At 63.0% G+C, this 17,276-nt stretch carries 15 protein-coding genes; 3 read left to right on the forward strand and 12 right to left on the reverse strand.

Annotated elements, in window-relative coordinates:
* Positions 1-4: 4 nt before the first annotated feature.
* From FBY02_RS15820 to tssA, 12 genes are all read right to left on the reverse strand, one after another.
* Complete coding sequence (locus FBY02_RS15820) at positions 5-439, reverse strand: DcrB-related protein (protein WP_144929054.1); 435 nt, start codon at positions 437-439, stop codon at positions 5-7.
* Between the two features lie 18 nt (positions 440-457).
* Complete coding sequence (locus FBY02_RS15825) at positions 458-2,389, reverse strand: type VI secretion system tip protein VgrG (protein WP_144929056.1); 1,932 nt, start codon at positions 2,387-2,389, stop codon at positions 458-460.
* A gap of 162 nt (positions 2,390-2,551) precedes the next feature.
* On the reverse strand, positions 2,552-5,242 hold the full coding sequence (gene tssH / locus FBY02_RS15830) for a type VI secretion system ATPase TssH (protein ID WP_144929058.1): 2,691 nt from the start codon (positions 5,240-5,242) through the stop codon (positions 2,552-2,554).
* On the reverse strand, positions 5,235-6,287 hold the full coding sequence (gene tssG, locus FBY02_RS15835; protein ID WP_144929060.1) for a type VI secretion system baseplate subunit TssG: 1,053 nt from the start codon (positions 6,285-6,287) through the stop codon (positions 5,235-5,237). Before tssG ends, tssH begins: the two co-directional genes overlap by 8 nt.
* Positions 6,251-8,110: a type VI secretion system baseplate subunit TssF gene (tssF, locus tag FBY02_RS15840; protein ID WP_144929062.1), complete on the reverse strand. Its 1,860-nt coding sequence runs from the start codon at positions 8,108-8,110 to the stop codon at positions 6,251-6,253. Before tssF ends, tssG begins: the two co-directional genes overlap by 37 nt.
* Positions 8,107-8,619, reverse strand: coding sequence for a type VI secretion system baseplate subunit TssE (gene tssE / locus FBY02_RS15845; protein ID WP_144929064.1), 513 nt, complete (start codon positions 8,617-8,619; stop codon positions 8,107-8,109). The genes tssF and tssE overlap by 4 nt, the downstream gene beginning before the upstream one ends.
* Positions 8,613-9,050: a hypothetical protein gene (locus FBY02_RS15850; RefSeq protein WP_144929066.1), complete on the reverse strand. Its 438-nt coding sequence runs from the start codon at positions 9,048-9,050 to the stop codon at positions 8,613-8,615. Before FBY02_RS15850 ends, tssE begins: the two co-directional genes overlap by 7 nt.
* Entirely contained in the window at positions 9,050-9,499 is a 450-nt protein-coding gene (locus tag FBY02_RS15855) for a type VI secretion system amidase effector protein Tae4 (RefSeq protein ID WP_144929068.1), read from the reverse strand. Before FBY02_RS15855 ends, FBY02_RS15850 begins: the two co-directional genes overlap by 1 nt.
* Before the next feature lie 81 nt (positions 9,500-9,580).
* Positions 9,581-10,069 carry a type VI secretion system tube protein Hcp gene (locus FBY02_RS15860; RefSeq protein WP_047698356.1) on the reverse strand — a complete coding sequence of 163 codons (489 nt, stop codon included), beginning with the start codon at positions 10,067-10,069 and terminating at the stop codon, positions 9,581-9,583.
* Positions 10,070-10,275: 206 nt separating this feature from the next.
* Positions 10,276-11,772, reverse strand: a complete 1,497-nt coding sequence (tssC, locus tag FBY02_RS15865; RefSeq protein ID WP_047698355.1) for a type VI secretion system contractile sheath large subunit — start codon at positions 11,770-11,772, stop codon at positions 10,276-10,278.
* A 2-nt stretch (positions 11,773-11,774) separates the two neighbouring features.
* Positions 11,775-12,281, reverse strand: a complete 507-nt coding sequence (tssB, locus tag FBY02_RS15870) for a type VI secretion system contractile sheath small subunit (RefSeq protein ID WP_003177230.1) — start codon at positions 12,279-12,281, stop codon at positions 11,775-11,777.
* 81 nt (positions 12,282-12,362) lie between these two features.
* Entirely contained in the window at positions 12,363-13,400 is a 1,038-nt protein-coding gene (gene tssA / locus FBY02_RS15875) for a type VI secretion system protein TssA (RefSeq protein ID WP_144929070.1), read from the reverse strand.
* A 417-nt stretch (positions 13,401-13,817) separates the two neighbouring features.
* Between tssA and tagH the strand changes: the two genes are divergently transcribed.
* The 3 genes from tagH to tssK all read left to right on the forward strand — a co-directional run bounded on the left by tagH (position 13,818) and on the right by tssK (position 17,273).
* On the forward strand, positions 13,818-15,350 hold the full coding sequence (gene tagH / locus FBY02_RS15880) for a type VI secretion system-associated FHA domain protein TagH (protein WP_144929073.1): 1,533 nt from the start codon (positions 13,818-13,820) through the stop codon (positions 15,348-15,350).
* A 66-nt stretch (positions 15,351-15,416) separates the two neighbouring features.
* Positions 15,417-15,923 carry a type VI secretion system lipoprotein TssJ gene (tssJ, locus tag FBY02_RS15885; protein WP_144929075.1) on the forward strand — a complete coding sequence of 169 codons (507 nt, stop codon included), beginning with the start codon at positions 15,417-15,419 and terminating at the stop codon, positions 15,921-15,923.
* A gap of 15 nt (positions 15,924-15,938) precedes the next feature.
* Positions 15,939-17,273 carry a type VI secretion system baseplate subunit TssK gene (gene tssK, locus FBY02_RS15890; RefSeq protein WP_144929077.1) on the forward strand — a complete coding sequence of 445 codons (1,335 nt, stop codon included), beginning with the start codon at positions 15,939-15,941 and terminating at the stop codon, positions 17,271-17,273.
* The last annotated feature ends 3 nt before the right edge of the window (positions 17,274-17,276 follow it).

Genomic DNA, 17,276 nt, shown 5'->3' on the forward strand with positions numbered 1-17,276 from the left:
CCCATCAGGCCGGGCCGTCGAACACTAGCGAACCCTTGATCGTTGCCCAGTGCGCGGCTTCGGCATCGCCGAGTGGCTCGGCCTTGACGTAGCTCAGGGCAAACATCTTGCGCGTGCCGGGCAGCACCAGCGCCAACTGGAACTGGAAGACCTTTTCGTTGCCCTTGCTGAACTGGCTGCGCAGCTCGATGCCTTCGACTTCCTGATTGGCGCCCAGACGCACGCTGGCGCCCGGTTGGCAGCGCAGTTCCTGTACCTGTTTTTCCAGACGCCCCAGCTGGTCGTCGAGGTTGCTTTGCAGGGTTTCGCCGTCGGCCAGCAGGCTGCGACTGACGATCAAGGACGTGCCCAGTTCGGGGAACTTGAGGATGTTGATTGTCGCGTCCAGCAACTCGCTGGGCGGCAGTTGGAGCTGGAATTCGTTGATGCGATAAGTCATGGCGCCTGAATCTCTGGATTAACCCTTGGGGAATGCGGCTTTGACGTTGGCGTCGATGCTGGCCTTGACGCCCTGGCCATCAGGGGTGGCACCAGGGCCGCCGCCATTGTTCAGGTGCAGGACGCCGCCGGTGTTGAACTCGGCATCGCCCTTGGCATAGAAGCTGATCTGCACGCCGGTCAGGTTGATCTGGCCGCTGGCATTGAGTTCCAGGATGCTTTCACCGCAGACCAGCCGCAGGTTTTCGCCCACTTCGATCACGTAGCTCTGGCTGATGCTGTCGGTCTTGCGCTGGCCGACGCAGAGGATGTCTTCCTGCTTGACGATGCGCAGGCGGTTGTTGCCGATGGTCACTGTCTCGTCATGGCCGATGCTCTTGTTGCGGTCATGGCCCACCGAATGGCTTTCATCCACCTCGACCACGATGTCCTGGTTGCGCTCGGCATGGATGTACAACTGCTCGGCGCCTTTCTTGTCCTCCATGCGGATTTCGTTGAAATTCGCCGGCGTGCCGCCCTTGCTCGAACGGCTCTTCATGCCGCTCTGGGTCGCGTTCTCAGGCAGGTCGTAGGGCACGGTCTGCTCGGCGTTGTAGACTCGACCGGTGATGATCGGCCGGTCCGGGTCACCTTCGAGGAAGCTGACGATCACTTCCTGGCCGATGCGCGGAATCTGCATCGACCCCCAGTTCTTGCCGGCCCAGGATTGCGACACGCGGATCCAGCATGAGCTGTTTTCGTTGGACTGGTCATGGCGGTCCCAGTAGAAGTGCACCTTCACCCGGCCGAACTGATCGGTCCAGATTTCCTCGCCCTTGGGGCCGACCACCAGGGCGGTTTGCGGGCCCTTGACCACCGGACGGTGGGTGATGGGCAGCGGTCGATAGCTCTGCTGGGCGGCGATGCAGGTCAGGCTGCTTTCGAACTGCGCCGAAGGGGCGCCGCCGCTGGTTTCGCCGCTTTCCTGGGACAGGTAGTAGCGAGCCCCGACGATCAGGTATTCACGGTTCTGGTCCTGGCGGGTGAAGCCGGTCAGGCTGAACAGATGACCCGAGCCCAGGCCCCGTGCGTTACCGGCCAGCTCGACCTGTTCGTGCAGGGTCTGCAAGGCTTCGATGCGGGTGCGGGCATAGTGTTCGCCGTCTTCGCTTTGCACGTAGGTGCCGGGGTAGTCGTACAGCGGATAGTCACCGGCGGCATGGGGACGGGGCATCGCCGAACGCACGTCGATGCGCGCACTGGGACGCTGGAAGTCATAGTCGTTGAGTTCCAGCGAGCCCGGCTGCACCTCCTGGGCCAGGTGCCAGTCGTGAATGTGGTCGCGCTCGCGCTGCTGCTCGTTCTTCGGGTAGTAGGGCACCGAGGCGTAGCCGGGCGCACTGGTGTGCGCACCGTAGGCATCGGCCAGTACCAGCACATGACGACCCTGCTCGTGACGGAAGAAGTAGTAGATCCCTTCCTGTTCCATCAGGCGGCTGACGAAATCGAAGCTGGTCTCGCGATACTGCACGCAGTATTCCCACTCGCGATAGGGTCGGCTCAAGGCGTCTTCGAAATCGGAGAAACCCAGGTCGCGGAACACTTGCTTGATGATCTGCGGGATGGTCAGGTTCTGGAAAATCCGGCAATCGGAAGTGCGGGTCAGCAGCCACAGCCAGGGCCGCAGCGTGGCCTGGTAGCTGGCGAACTGGCCTTGGTCGACGTTCTGGCTGAAGCGCGCCACGATGCCGTGGAAATGCCGCTCGCCACCGCCGTCCAGCTGCATGCTCACGCACATGGGTTTGCCGAGCACCTGATTGAGATCGATGGCGTTGTCCAGCGAGTGCAGCTGCAACTCATAGTTGAACAGCCTTCCCAGCTCTTCACCGCCGCCCATGTCCTTGAGCAGCAGCACCTCGGGCCCCAGGGGGCTGGTGATTTTGGCCAGGCGTGTGGCTTGGTTGAATAACATCGGTGATCTCGTCGTTGTAAGGGCTGCGCCGCTGTTTCCCTGAAGAACCGGATCCACTGTGGGAGCGGGCTTGCTCGCGAATGCGGGGTGTCAGCCAATATCTATGTCACTGACAGATTGCCTCCGCGAGCAAGCCCGCTCCCACAGGGTTATCGGCGTGCCTCAGGCCGCGTCGCTGAAGTTGTACTGCAATTCGTTATCCACCGCGCTGATCCGCACGCCGGCCATGGCCTTGCCTTCGAGCATGCGGGTCAGGAACTCGCGGCTCATGTCCGGCAGCAGGCTGTTGGTCAGGATGGTGTCGATCATGCGGCCGCCGCTTTCGGTTTCGGTGCAGCGCGAGACGATCAGGTCGATCACCGCGTCGTCGTAGTCGAACGCGACCTTGTGGGTGCTCTCCACGCGCTTCTTGATGCGGTTGAGTTGCAGGCGGGTGATGGCCTTGAGCATCTCGTCGCTGAGCGGGTAGTACGGGATCGTCACCAGGCGGCCGAGCAGGGCCGGCGGGAAAATCTCCAGCAGCGGCTGGCGCAGGGCCTTGGCAATCTCTTCGGGTTCGGGCACGTCCTGCGGGTTCTTGCAGACATCGGCAATCAACTCGGTGCCGGCGTTGGTGGTCAGCAGGATCAGGGTGTTCTTGAAGTCGATCACCCGGCCTTCGCCGTCCTCCATCACGCCTTTGTCGAACACCTGGAAGAAGATTTCATGCACGTCGGGGTGGGCTTTTTCCACCTCGTCCAGCAGCACCACGCTGTATGGTTTGCGCCGCACGGCTTCGGTCAGCACGCCGCCTTCGCCGTAGCCGATGTAGCCCGGTGGCGCGCCCTTGAGGGTGGACACGGTGTGGGCTTCCTGGAACTCGCTCATGTTGATGGTGATGACGTTCTGCTCGCCGCCGTACATGGCTTCGGCCAGGGCCAGGGCGGTTTCGGTCTTGCCCACGCCGGAGGTGCCGGCGAGCATGAACACGCCAATCGGTTTGCTCGGGTTGTCGAGGCCGGCGCGGGAGGTCTGGATGCGTTTGGCGATCATCTGCAAGGCATGGTCCTGGCCGATGATGCGTTTCTTCAGGTGCTGGTCGAGGTTGAGCACGGTCTCCAGTTCGTTGCGGGCCATGCGGCCTACCGGGATACCGGTCCAGTCGGCGACCACCGAGGCCACGGCCTGGTAGTCCACGGTCGGCAGGATCAGCGGGGTTTCGCCTTGCAGGGCGGTCAGGCGACGTTGCAGGTCTACCAGTTTCTCGCGCAAGGCGTGGCTTTCGTTGTCGCAAGCTTCGCTGGCATCTTCGCTGTCCACCACGCCGACGCGTTCGCGCAGGGTGGCGCGGGTGGCGAGCAGTTCGTCCACCAGGGTTTTCTCTTCGGCCCAACGGCTTTCCAGCTCGGCGAGGCGCTCGCGTTCGGCGCTCAGCAGGCTTTCGGTCTGGGTCTGGCGAGTGCCGATGACCACGCCGATGGCGTGTTCACGGGCGATGATTTGCAGCTCGGTTTCCAGCGCTTCGATGCGCCGGCGGCTGTCATCCACTTCGGCCGGCACGGCGTGCAGGCTGATGGCGACGCGGGCGCAGGCGGTGTCCAGCAGGCTCACGGACTTGTCCGGCAACTGGCGTGCAGGAATGTAGCGGTGGGACAGTTTGACCGAGGCTTCCAGGGCTTCGTCGAGGATTTGCACTTGATGGTGCTGTTCCATGGTCGAGGCCACGCCGCGCATCATCAGCAGGGCTTTGTCTTCCGACGGCTCGGCCACTTGCACCACCTGGAAGCGCCGGGTCAGGGCCGGGTCTTTCTCGATGTGCTTCTTGTACTCGGCCCAGGTCGTCGCGGCCACGGTGCGCAGGGTGCCGCGGGCCAGGGCTGGCTTGAGCAGGTTGGCCGCGTCACCGGTACCGGCGGCGCCACCGGCACCCACCAGGGTGTGGGCTTCGTCGATGAACAGGATGATCGGCTTCGGCGAGGCCTGGACGTCTTCGATGACCTGGCGCAGGCGCTGTTCGAACTCACCTTTCATGCTCGCGCCGGCCTGCAGCAGGCCGACGTCAAGGCTGCGCAGCTCTACGTCCTTGAGGGCCGGCGGCACGTCACCGGCAACGATGCGCAAGGCAAAGCCTTCGACCACGGCGGTCTTGCCCACGCCAGCTTCACCGGTGAGGATCGGGTTGTTCTGCCGGCGGCGCATGAGGATGTCCACCAGTTGGCGGATCTCTTCGTCACGGCCGACGATGGGGTCGAGCTTGCCGCTGCGGGCCTGCTCGGTGAGATCGACGGTAAAGCGCTTGAGAGCTTCCTGTTTGCCCATGGCGCTGGGGGCCATGGCGCCGCTGGCTTCGCCCGGCACGGCGCCGGCATTGAAGCCGTCGCTGGCGGTCAGGGCGTTTTCCGGGGAGTCGCCGACGTATTCGTCAAAGCGCTCGCTCAGGGCCTCGGCCTTGACCTTGTCGAACTCCGACGACAAGCCCAGCAGGGCATGGCGCAGGCTTGGGGTCTTGAGGATGCCCAGCACCAGGTAACCGGTGCGCACCTGGCTTTCGCCGAACATCAGGCTGCCGTAGACCCAGCCGCGCTCCACGGCCTCTTCGACGTGGGAGGACAGGTCGGTGATCGAGGTCGAGCCCCGTGGCAGGCGGTCCAGGGCGTCGGTCAGGTCCCGGGCCAGGCGCGCCGGCTCGACATTGAACTGGCGGATGATGCGGTGCAGGTCCGAGTCCTGCAGTTGCAGCAACTGGTGAAACCAGTGGGCCAGTTCCACATAGGGGTTACCGCGCAATTTGCAGAACACGGTGGCGGCTTCGATGGCTTTGTAGGCCACGCTGTTGAGTTTGCCGAACAACGCGGCGCGACTGATTTCACCCATGCTCATGGCTCCTTGAGGTCTGTGAGGTGTTGGCCTGTTCGGCGTAATGCCGGGCCAGTATTAGATCGTTGGCATCGGTTTCGGGCTGCCCCAGCCAAGTGTTGAACCCCAGGCGGAAGCGGCCGTTGAGTTGTAACGCCGGCACCTCGGACTGTTCCAGGACCAGATTCAGGTCCCAGTCCAGTTCATGGCCCAGGTATTCAGCGACCCAGGCCACCAGTTCGTTGAACGGCTCGCCACCGGGCAACATGCCCATGTAGTCGACGAACTTGAGCGGCCCGAGGCGAATGCGGAACTTGTGCTGGCGGTCCCACACGTAGCGGCCCAGGCAGAAGTCCACGCCCAGTTGATGGGCGCTGACGCCGACGCGGCTGCGTTCGGGCAACTCCAGCCATTGGCCGACGTATTCCTCGATTTCCACCGGCAGGCCGAAATACTCGCTGAGGATGGCTTTCAAACCGTCCGGGTAACGGGTTTGCGCCGCCAGGTGACCGCTGTAATGCAGTTTCGCCGTGTCGGGGATCAGCCCCTGCTGGAGCAGGCTCGGCATGCCTCGACCGCTGAGCGCCGCCAGGCGCGCCGACCAGTAGTCATCGTCCGGGCGGTCATGGCTGACCGTTGGCCGTGCCTCGGCCCAGGCCCGGTAGAACAGGCTGAGCAGGCGATGGTGGAACACATCGAGGAAGCGTTTGCTGGTGCTGTCGGCGTTGTTGCGCTGACGTTCGCGCACGTACTCGGTCATGTGCAACGGCATCGGGCCGTTGGGGCCGCCGAGGCCGAAGAAGAACTGTTCCAGCCGCGCCGGCGCACCGTCGACGCCCGGTTGCACCGAGGCGAGGGTGGCCGGGGCAAAGGTGCAGTCGGCCTGTTGCCCGAGGCGCAGCGGGTCATCGGCCAGGCGCAGGGAATGGCCCAGGCGCGGCAGTTCGGGGGTTTCGCACTCGATGCGCCGCAACGCCTGGAAGAAATCGTATTCCCAGGGTTCCTGGTGCATCGCCTCCAGGGTACTCACAGGGTCGGACGACGTCCGGGCTTGGCTTTCCATCGCATGATCTCGCCGCGTTCGGTGGTACGGATCACCGTCTCGGTAAAACTGTTGATCGACACGTAGCGTGCCAGGAAACGTTCGAACACCGCGCCAAGGAGAAACACCCCGGTGCCGCGGAACGCGTTTTCATCGAATTCCAGGGTGATCTCCAGGCCCCGACCGAACACGATCGGGCCGGGCATCGGCAGGCGTCGCGTGCAGGCCTTGCTGCTGACTTCCCGCAGGCCTTCGATCTGCAATTGCAGCGCCGCGTCGTTGCTGTCGCCGTAAAGGCGCAGGAGTTCACGCAGGGCGGCGGCGCCCTGGCCTTGTTCGCTCAACGACAAGTAGTTCAGTGACAACTGGCTGATCAGCCGCCAGGCCTTGGCGTCGTGGGCATGGCTGGCCCGTGGCCGACTGGGACCTGCCACGCAACGCACGGCGCCGACCGGTGCACTGTCGGCCAGGGTGAAGTCGGTCTTGCCGCTGCCCACGCTCATGAACAATGGCAGGTCGCGGTTGGTGCACAGCGCCGTCACGCCCAGTTGGCGCAGATCATGGCGGTAGGGCGCTTGCTGACTGTCCACCAGGCTGACAAAGGTTTCGCTGCCGATATAAGTCGAGCGCGGGCCGTTGCGTCGCTGATCGCTGGACAACACCCGGGGTTCACGGCGCACCGTGTAATAGGCTTGGTCGCGGCCATAACGGGACGGATCGCGCACGGCATAGAACGGCAGGAACGGTTGCTCCGGCCCGGTGCCGTGACCGGTGAGACCGGTCAGCGAATGCACTTCGAAGTCCATCGGCCGGGTGCGGTCGGCGATCACGTGGTGCTCGTTGACCCGCTCCGACAGGTGGATGCGGTCCAGGCGCTTGGGGAACAGATTGATGGCCGGGGTGCAGAACGGCAGGAACTGCGCGGCGCCGACGCTGCCTTCCAGGCTCGGGTCGTGGCGGTCGAACAGCACGATCAACTCCAGCTCCTGGCCGTCGCAACGCTTGACCGCGCGGCTCAACTGGGTGAAGTCGACAAACAGGAAGCGCTGGGGCAGGGCGAAGTACTCCTGCAGCAGGCGATAGCCCTGGAATGCCCGCGGCACCACCGGCAGCGCAGCGTCGATGTCGTCGAAGCCACGGGAGCGCAACGCATCCTGGGGCAGCCGCTCGACCCAATGGCCGCCGGGCTGGCGCGCGAACACCGCACAAGCGCTGCCCAGCAATTGTTCGTACAGGCGGAACGGTTGTTCGTCGGCGCCACTGAGGTACAGCGGCAGATTGTCCAGGGCCAGGCTGTTGAACGGCAATTCGGCCCCGGTGCGCAGGGTCAGACGCAGGCCGGCCTTGGCTTTCGGCTCACTGGCAGCCAGGCGTCCGAGTACCGTGGACGGGTTGCCGAAGTACTCGGCCTGGCTGACCTGCAACGGCCACAGCGTCACCGAGTGGGCGGTGCGGTACTCGCAGCAGGTCTGGGTTTCCCGCCCCAGGGCGGCGCGCAGAACGCTGTCCCGGGGCAGCTCGAAGCCGCTGCTCAAGGACCCTTCGTCCGGGTCGGCCTGCATCTGCACCACGGTCATCGACGGCGTCGGTGCCAGATAATGGGGGTAGGCGATTTCCAGCAGGTTGTGGGTGAAGGTCGGGTACTCGGCATCGAGCTTGAGTTGCACCCGCGCCGTCAGGTAGGCGAAACCTTCCAGCAGCCGCTCGACATAGGGGTCGGCGCAGTCCATGCCGGACAACGTCAACCGGCTGGCGATCTTGGGGTATTCCTTGGCGAACTCCGCCGCGCTTTCGCGCACGTGGTGCAGTTCCTGGTTGTACAACTCCAGCAGGCGCGGGTTCATGGGCGTCTCCGCTGATCGGCGTTGACCACGCGCACATGGCCGGTTTCCAGGTCCAGGTCGGTTTGCAGCATCAGGCGCAACGGCACCGGCTGGGCCCAGAGGTCGCCCTCGATCTCGAAACTCAAGGCGTTGTGGTTCATCTCGGCCGTCGACCGGGCCCGCACGCGCAAGGTATGGCGTAGGATACGCGGCTCGAAAGTGGCAATGGCCTGCTGGATCAGGGCTTCCAGCGCCGAAAGATCAACGTTCGAGGCGCTGTTGCCGGCCAGCGCCGGCAGCCCGAAGTTCACCACCGAGGTTCCCGCCGGGGTATGCAACGTGGCGTCAGCGTCGAGCAGCGAGGTGGTGTTGAGCAGCCACGCCAGGTCACGCAGCACCGAGGCTTTCAATTGGGTCAGGGACAGCACGCGCTTGTCGGCGCTTTCCTTGGGATTGGTCGGATCGTCGTCGGTCAACCGGTCCAGCAAGGACGGTTGCAGGCGATCGCGAGTGGCGATTTCAGTTACCACGTAAAAGGTGCCACGTACATTTTCTGGTCCCAGTGGCCAGGCCCGCAGGCGGCGAACTGGCTGACGTCCGCGACTTCCATCGTTCCCTTTATCTGGCGCACCGCCTGGAGTTTGGTCAGGCAGTCGCGACTGGGCGCGGGCATGTGTTCGCTGCGTTCAACGGCGAAGATCGGAACCTGGTTGAAGATCTCCACCCGCAATTGCTTGTCCGGACCCACGCTGAACTGGCAAGGCCATTCCATATCGAGCGCCATCCGGCTCTGGTCAGGTTTGACAAGCGTGCAGCGACCTTGATCGTTGATCAGGCTCACCGGCTGCCCGACGAACATCGCCTGGGTCGGCGCAGCCGTGGCGACTGTGTCCTGTCCGGCGCATGCACTCAGGCTGACGAGGCTTGCCGTCAGCGCTGAAAAGAACAAGGGATTCCGCATCACGCAAGCTCCCAGAACCAAATGGCTTTCGAGCGTGAGAACAGGTCGCCACTTTTGGTCAAGCCGCGATTCCACAGGTCGATATGGTCCCCGGTAGGGCGGCCGGCAGTGTCGCTACTTTGCTGGTAGCAGTCTTTGAAAAAAATGATTCCAGTCTTGCCCATCAGCGTCGTGCGGTCCGTCACGCTGTTGGTATAGATTTTCGGCGGACCGAGGCGGCTCTTGTTCCATAGCCAATTGGCCAATGACTCCGCGCCGCGGGCATGTCCATGGGCGCACCGAGGGTCCAGCGTATAAGTCGATGAATTGACCGGCAGGGTCTGTTCCCCGCACAAGGCGATGCTCATCCGGATGGCGCATTGGTTGATGTAAGGACCATCGCAGGCCGGATTGGCGGACGGGTAGGGCGGGTAGCTGTTCCACAAATTGATAAATGAAGGCTTGGCCATGACTCAGACACCGCGCGGTAAAGGATTGGATGAGAGCAAGCACCAAACACCCCCGGCGCGTGGCACCGGGGGCGTGTTCGATTACACCTTGACGTTCTGACGCACGTTCCAGCCGAACTTGACCGGACCGCCTTCCTTGCTGCCGTCGGCTTTCTGCGGCTGGTAGTCCACCAGCACCTTGGCGAAGTTCAGGGTGACGTTTTCGGTCAGGCGATCATCGCTGCCCGAGCCGCCGGTGCTCAGGGAGGTGATCAGCACTTCTTCCAGGTTGATGATCATGTACTCGACCTGGCTTTCACCGCCGGCCTTGCGCACGGTCAGCTTGACCTTGTCGATGTGCTTGCCGCTGGCGCAGTGCATCATCAGGTTCGGCGAAGCCTTGTCGACGTACTTGGTCAGCGACAGGTCCTGGATGTTCACCTTGCCGGCGCCACCGCCACTGCCCATGTGCATGTTGCCGGACTGGGACATGCCCCAGCTCCAGTTCAGGACGTCAATCTCGTCCTTGTGGGCCTTGTCCATGGACTCGCCCTTGATGTCGCCGATCTTGATGAAAATATCAACAGCCATGTTTTCTCCCTGTGTGGTTTCTAACCACATTGTTTGGTTTGACGCTGACCTGCGAAACTATTTTGGATGTCAGCCACGACAGCGGACCTGTGGGAGTGGGCTTGCTCGCGAATGAAGGTCGGTCAGCCAACGCTGATGTCGACTGATCCGGCGCTTTCGCGAGCAAGCCCGCTCCCACAAGGTTCGGGCGTGCCAACAAATACTGTTTACGCGCCCTTGGCCGACGGCAGTTTCGATACCAGGCGCAGCGACACGGTGAGTCCTTCGAGCTGGTAGTGCGGACGCAGGAAGAACTTGGAGTTGTAGTACCCCGGGTTGCCTTCGACTTCTTCGACGATCACTTCGGCCGCTGCCAGTGGGTGCTGGGCCTTGGTGGTTTCGGTGGAGTGCGCCGGGTCGCCGTCGACATAGTTGAGGATCCAGTCCTGCAACCAGCGCTGCATCTCATCCTTCTCTTTGAAGGAACCGATCTTGTCGCGCACGATGCACTTCAGGTAGTGGGCAAAACGGCAGGTGGCGAACAGATACGGCAAGCGCGCGGCCAGGTTGGCGTTGGCGGTGGCGTCCGGGTCGTCGTATTCGGCCGGTTTCTGCAGCGACTGGGCGCCGATGAACGCAGCGAAGTCGGTGTTTTTCTTGTGCAGCAGCGGCATGAAACCGTTTTTCGCCAGTTCCGCTTCACGGCGGTCCGAAATGGCGATCTCGGTCGGGCACTTCATGTCCACGCCACCGTCGTCGGTCGGGAACGTGTGGGCCGGCAGGTTTTCCACTTCACCGCCGGACTCCACGCCGCGGATGCGCGAGCACCAGCCGAAGTGTTTGAACGAACGGTTGATGTTCACGGCCATCGCGTAGGCGGCGTTGGCCCAGGTGTATTTCGAGCTGTCGGCGCCGTCTGTGTTTTCTTCGAAGGCGAAGGCTTCCACCGGGTCGGTCTTGGCGCCGTACGGCAGGCGCGCCAGGAAGCGCGGCATGGTCAGGCCGATGTAGCGCGAGTCTTCCGATTCACGCAGCGAACGCCAGCCGGCGTATTCCGGCGTGGTGAAGATCTTGGTCAGATCGCGTGGGTTCGACAGTTCCTGCCAGGAGCCCATGCCCATCACGGTCGGCGACGCGGCGGAAATGAACGGTGCGTGCATTGCTGCACAGACTTTCGACAGCTCGCCCAACAGCTCCACGTCCGGTGGCGACTGGTCGAAGTAGTAGTCGCCTACCAGGCAGCCGTATGGCTCGCCGCCGAACTGGCCGTATTCTTCTTCGTACATTTTCTTGAAGAGCGGGCTCTGGTCCCACGCCGTGCCCTTGAATTTCTTCAGGGTCTTGTGCAGGTCGGTCTTGGAGATGTTGAGCACACGGATCTTCAGTTGCTCATCGGTCTCGGTGTTGTTGACCAGGTAGTGCAGGCCACGCCAGGCGCTTTCCAACTGCTGGAAGTCCGGGTGGTGGATGACCTGGTTGACCTGGGCGGTGAGCTTGGCGTCGATGGCGGCGATGATCGATTCGATCGACTTGATGGCGTCGTTGGACACCAGGTCGGTCTGCGCCAGGGCCTGTTCGGCCAGGGTACGCACGGCGGTCTCGACCGCTTCGCGGGCACGCTCGGTCTTGGGCTTGAACTCTTGCAGCAGCAGGGACGCGAACTCGCTGGTTTCTTCAGTCGCGCCCAGGTTCTGTGCGCCTTCGCGGACGGTATTGTCGGTCATGATCATTGATCCTGTGCTGGCTTCGGCGCGCTCGCCAGGGCCTGCAACAGCGCTGGGTCCTTGATCGCCTTCATGATGATTTCTTCGGCACCGGTCTTGCCGTCCATGTAGGTCAGCAGGTTGGCCAATTGGGTGCGTGCTTCGAGCAACTTGTTCAGCGAGTCGACCTTGCGGGCCACGGCTGCCGGGCTGAAGTCGTCCATGCTTTCGAAGGTCAGGTCCAGGCTCAGGTTGCCTTCGCCGGTCAGTTCGTTGGGCACATGGAACGCTACGCGTGGTTGCATGGCCTTGAGGCGCGAGTCGAAATTGTCGACATCGATCTCAAGGAACTTGCGGTCGGCCACGGGTGCCAGAGGCTCGGCGGGCTTGCCGGCGAGGTCGGCCATCACGCCCATGACGAAGGGCAACTGGACCTTTTTCTCGGCGCCGTAGAGCTCGACGTCGTACTCGATCTGCACTCGAGGCGCGCGGTTGCGCGCGATGAATTTCTGAGAACTTTGCTTCGCCACGTTGCTGCTCCTGGTCGCTTGAGCGACGGTGTTGGCGTCATCCGGTGGGGCCGGTGACGTGACTGCGTGATCCGCTCGCTGTTATTCGCTGTCCGGGCCGCGCAGGTTTTCAAATTGGCTCATGCCGTCGGGAATCAGGTTGCGCACGATGGCCGCGAAGTCGGCGTGCACCAGATTCTTCGCCCGATTCAACAGCACCGGCAGGGGGCTGGAGGGCTCGTGACGGGTGTAGTAAGCGAGAATCCGGTCCAGGCTGCGCAGCACGTCGTCGCGGTTGTTGATTTCACCGCTGACCGTGCTCGTGCCGGTGTTGCGCGGTGCGCTCGGCGCGCTGGTGTATTCGGCTGGCGCGGTACTGTCGTCAGCGACCGTGTCCGGGAGGGCGCTGTCGCCGCTCTGCGGTGCGAACTGACCGAGAATCTGCAATGCCATCTTCAGCGGCTGCTTCAGCGGGCCGAGGTCCACGCCCTGGGCGGAACCGACCTGGTCGCTGACCTGCTGTTCGATGGCTTCGGCGGCGGTGCGAGCTTCCAGCAGCGCCGCGCGGGTGATTTCCAGTTGCTCGGGGTCGCAGTCGCGCAACGCGCCGGCAAGCTGTTCGGCACCGAGGCTTTCATCGGCGAAACTTTGCAGGCCGCTGGCGTTGGCGGCGGCGCGCAGGGTGACAGGGCCGAAGGCGCGTGAACGGGCCAGGATGCTTTCGCGCAGCAGGCGGATGGTGACATCGGACGTCAGGCCGGCGAGGGCGTTGATGCGCACGGTGGGATCGTTGTCGTCATCGGCGTCCAGGCGCGGGTGCAGGTCGGCCCAGTATTGCTTGAGCAATTCGCTGATCAGCGTCAATACGCGAGCCAGGCCTGGAAGGCCTTCGAGGGCCAGGGAGCTCTGCAACAGGAAATGGGTGATGCGCAGGTCTTTGCTGCGTTGCAGCAAGTCCAGGCTCTGTTGCTGGATGCTGCGCCACTCGGGGGGCTCGGCGGGCAATATCGAGTCGCCCATGCTGCGCTCGGGTTGGCCTCGGGAATCACGTTCCAGGCGCAGGAAATCCGCGTCATATTCCAGGTCTTCGCCGCAAGGCGAGTTCGCGGAAACGGCGGCGAGCAACAAAGGCACATCCACTTGGATCGATCTCCCTATCGCCCGCTGAAGAATGAGTCGGGCAGTTCACACGCAAGTTCCGGGTGGAACTTCGCATGTCCCTTGACGGTAATGGCCCATTAGATGCTTGATGATCTTAAAGTGCCATCATTGATATTCAAGAAGTTGTGCATTTTTGGTGTAGTACTTATCGCTTGTCAAGGTAAGCTATTTCCACTCTGTTACAGTTGTGAGGCGCTTAACAACCCGCGCGACTGGCAGGTCGAGGAAGGTCCTGGGAGCGGTTTTTTGTCATGCAGGCCGGTTAATATCAGCCATCATGCTGGCAAAAAGCCGTTTCGCGGCTGTTTGCAAGGTTTTCCGGTGAGCGCCAAGGTGAATTCCCCCTTCGGCTTACCGCGCGCGCAGACGTTTGAAAGTATTCGGCAAGGAGGCGAGATGCCGCTGTGTTTGACTATCACTAGTTATCACAAGATTACCCCCGGTCAGTGTTCTGAAAAGTCCATGAACCAGGGAGTGATGGCAATTGGCCGTAATTCCGATAATGACTGGGTATTGCCGGATCCTGAACGGTTGGTGTCCGGTAAACATTGCGTTATTCAATACAAAGACGGCCGGTATTATTTAACCGATAACAGCACCAATGGCGTGGAATTGGTCAAGGCCGGTGTCCGCCTGCGCAAAGGCAACAGTGAGCTCTTGCAGGATGGCGAGATCATCCGCATCGGGGATTATGAAATCCAGGCGCGTGTCGACTTCAACCTGCCGGTTACCGACAGCAACCCCTTTGCCGAGTCGCCCAGCAGCTTCGAGGCCTTGATGGGCCGCCAGGCGGCCGCGCCAGTGAATAACCCCGCGCCGGCTCCCATGGTTCCGCCGGCGCAGTTTCAGGGCGTGTCAGCCATGGACACGATGCCGGACCTGTTCGATTTCCTCGCGCCGCCCAGCGTGCCGCCGGCCACCCAGCCCGATCATGTGCCGGCCCAGCAGCACGATTTCCGCCCGCCGACGCCGATCCCCCGTCCCAGCCCGCCGCCTGTGGCAGAGCCGGTGGCGATGAGTTCCGCCTCGGTGATCCCAGAAGATTGGGATCTGTTCAGCGACAAGCCGGCCCCCGCACCCGTTGCCCCGGTGGCCATCGCTCCGCCGCCGGTTGCCCAAATGCCGGTGGTCGAACCGGTAGCCGTGCCTCAGCCTCCCGAGCCAGCGATCCCGGTGCCGGACATCTTTGCGCCTGAAACGAGTGTCGCCGAGTTCAACCTCGCCGATATCCGCATACCGAACGAACCTGCGCCGCAGCCCGAACCGCCGGTGGCCCGTGTCGAACCGCCAGTCGCTCCAGTCAGGCCGGTTACGTCGGCCGTTCCGGTCGACGCAACCCAACCCGATCTGCTGCAAGCCTTTCTGCGCGGTGCGGGCCTGGATCAGTTGCGCCTGGACAAGGCCCAGGCCGAGGCGCAGATGGAAAGCATCGGGCGCAGTTATCGATTGATGGTCGAAGGCCTGATCGACGTCTTGCGTGCCCGCAGCAGCCTCAAGGGTGAGTTCCGCATTCAGCAGACGATGATCCAGCCGGTGGAAAACAACCCGCTGAAATTCGCCCCCAACGTCGATGAAGCCCTGCTATTGCTATTGCGTCACGGCAACCAGGCGTTCATGGCGCCGGACGTGGCCGTGCGGGACAGCTTCGATGATCTGCGTGCCCACCAGCTGGCGGTCATGGCCGGCGTGGAAGCGGCGATCAAACATTTGCTGGCGCGCTTCGAACCGGCGCAACTGGAAGAACGTATGGGCAAGCCTGGCGGGCTGTCGGGGATTTTCAGCGGCTCGCGGCAGGCTCAGTACTGGCAGCAATTTACCGAGCTCTACAGCAATATTTCCCGGGAAGCCCAGGAGGATTTCCAGGACCTGTTCGGTCGTGAATTCAGTCGTGCCTACGAAGAACACAGTACCCGACAGCGACGCCGTTAAGCGTCGCTGTCCATAACCCTTCACAAGACAAACAACGGATAGCTCAAACGTCATTGAGGACGCAGGATGATTCCCAGGTTTTTACTCGCAGTTGCCACCGCGCTTCTGTTGACGGCGTGCGCCAAGGATGCGGCCAAACCCCAGCCCGAAGAAGCTGAGGCCGATACCGCCGCCGTCGAGTTGCACTTCCACGCCATCAACGGTCTCAATCCCGGTGCCACCGGCCAGCCGGCTCCGGTGCGGGTGCGGATTTTCGAATTGAAAAATGCGGCGACCTTTGGCCGCTCCGATTATTTCGCCCTGGCCGAACGGGCCCAGGCGACCCTGGGCGCCGATCTGATCGATCAGGACGAAGTGCTGATCCAGCCCGGCCAGCAGTTGAGCCTGCAACGCGACCTCGACCCATCGACCCGCCACATCGGCATCCTGGTCGGCTACCGCGAACTGGATCAGTCGCTGTGGCGCACGGTGTTGAATGTGCCGCCGCGTGCTTACACCGAATACCAGATCAGCCTCGATGTGCGCGCCGTGCGCAGCGACGTCGTCGTTCCCCCATCCAGCCCTGCCCAATAAGCAATCGGAGCCCCCATGTCCTGGAACAATCGCGTGGTCTGGTCGGAAGGCATGTTCATCGGAACGCAGCACTTCCAACAGCACGACCGTTACCTGGAAAACCTCATCGACGCACGCAGCCGGCCCCTGTCGGCCGGCGCCTGGGGCTTTTCCGAATTGCTCATCGACCAGGGCCTGTTGGCCCAGGGCAAGCTGGCGATCATTTCGGCACGGGGCCTGTTGCCGGATGGCACGCCCTTCAACATTCCCCAGGATGACGTGGCGCCGACCCCGTTGAACATCGACGACAACCTGCGCGACGGCCTGGTCTACCTGGCCCTGCCGCTCAAGCGCGCCGGCGCCCGCGACACCGTGGATGAAGGCGAGCCCCTGGGCGCTGCGCGTTATGTCAGCCAGGTCAGCGAAGTGCGCGACGACAACGCACCATTTGAAAACCGCGCGCCGGTGGCCCTCGGCTCCCGGGCGTTGCGCCTGTTGACCGCCCAGGACGGCATCGGCGACTACGCTGCCGTCGGCGTCGTGCGCATCAAGGAGAAACGCGCCGACCGCGCCCTGGTGCTCGACGACACCTACATTCCGCCGCTGCTGGATGTGGTCGCTTCCAAGCCGCTGACGGCGTTTCGCAGTGAGCTGCTGGGCTTGCTCCATCAACGCGGCGAAGCCCTCGCCGGACGGGTGGTGGCGTCCGGCGCCGGTGGTGCTGCGGAGATTGCCGACTTCATGCTGCTGCAACTGGTCAACCGTGCGCAGCCGCTGGTCCAGCACCTGAGCCAGTTGAGCCCGCTGCACCCCGAGCGCTTCTACAGCGAGCTGGTGGCGTTGGCGGGGGAGTTCTCCACCTTCACCGCGTCCGGGCGACGACCGCAGGAATACCCGCCCTACCAGCATGACGACCTGGTGCTGAGCTTCACGCCGGTGATGCAGGCATTGCGCGAGGCCTTGTCGATGCTGATCGACAGCAAGGCCACACCGATTCCGATTGTCGAAAAAGCCTACGGTATCCACGTGGCGATGCTGGCCGACAAGACCCTGCTCGACAGCGCCAGTTTCATCCTGGTAGTGCGCGCCGACGTTCCCGCCGAAACCCTGCGCAGCCGCTTCGGCCAGCAGAGCAAGGTCGGTTCGGTGGAGCACATCCGCGACCTGGTCAACCTGCAACTGCCGGGCATCGGCCTGTTGCCGTTGCCGGTGGCGCCACGTCAGCTTCCGTACCACGCCGGTTCCACCTACTACGAACTCGACCGGGGCAGCGACCACTGGAAGCAGCTGGGCAACTCCGGCGGCTTTGCGTTCCACATCGCCGGGCAGTTCCCTGGGCTGAACCTGGCGTTCTGGGCGATCCGAGGATAATTC

The sequence above is a fragment of the Pseudomonas sp. SJZ078 genome (assembly GCF_007828255.1).
Taxonomy (GTDB): domain Bacteria; phylum Pseudomonadota; class Gammaproteobacteria; order Pseudomonadales; family Pseudomonadaceae; genus Aquipseudomonas.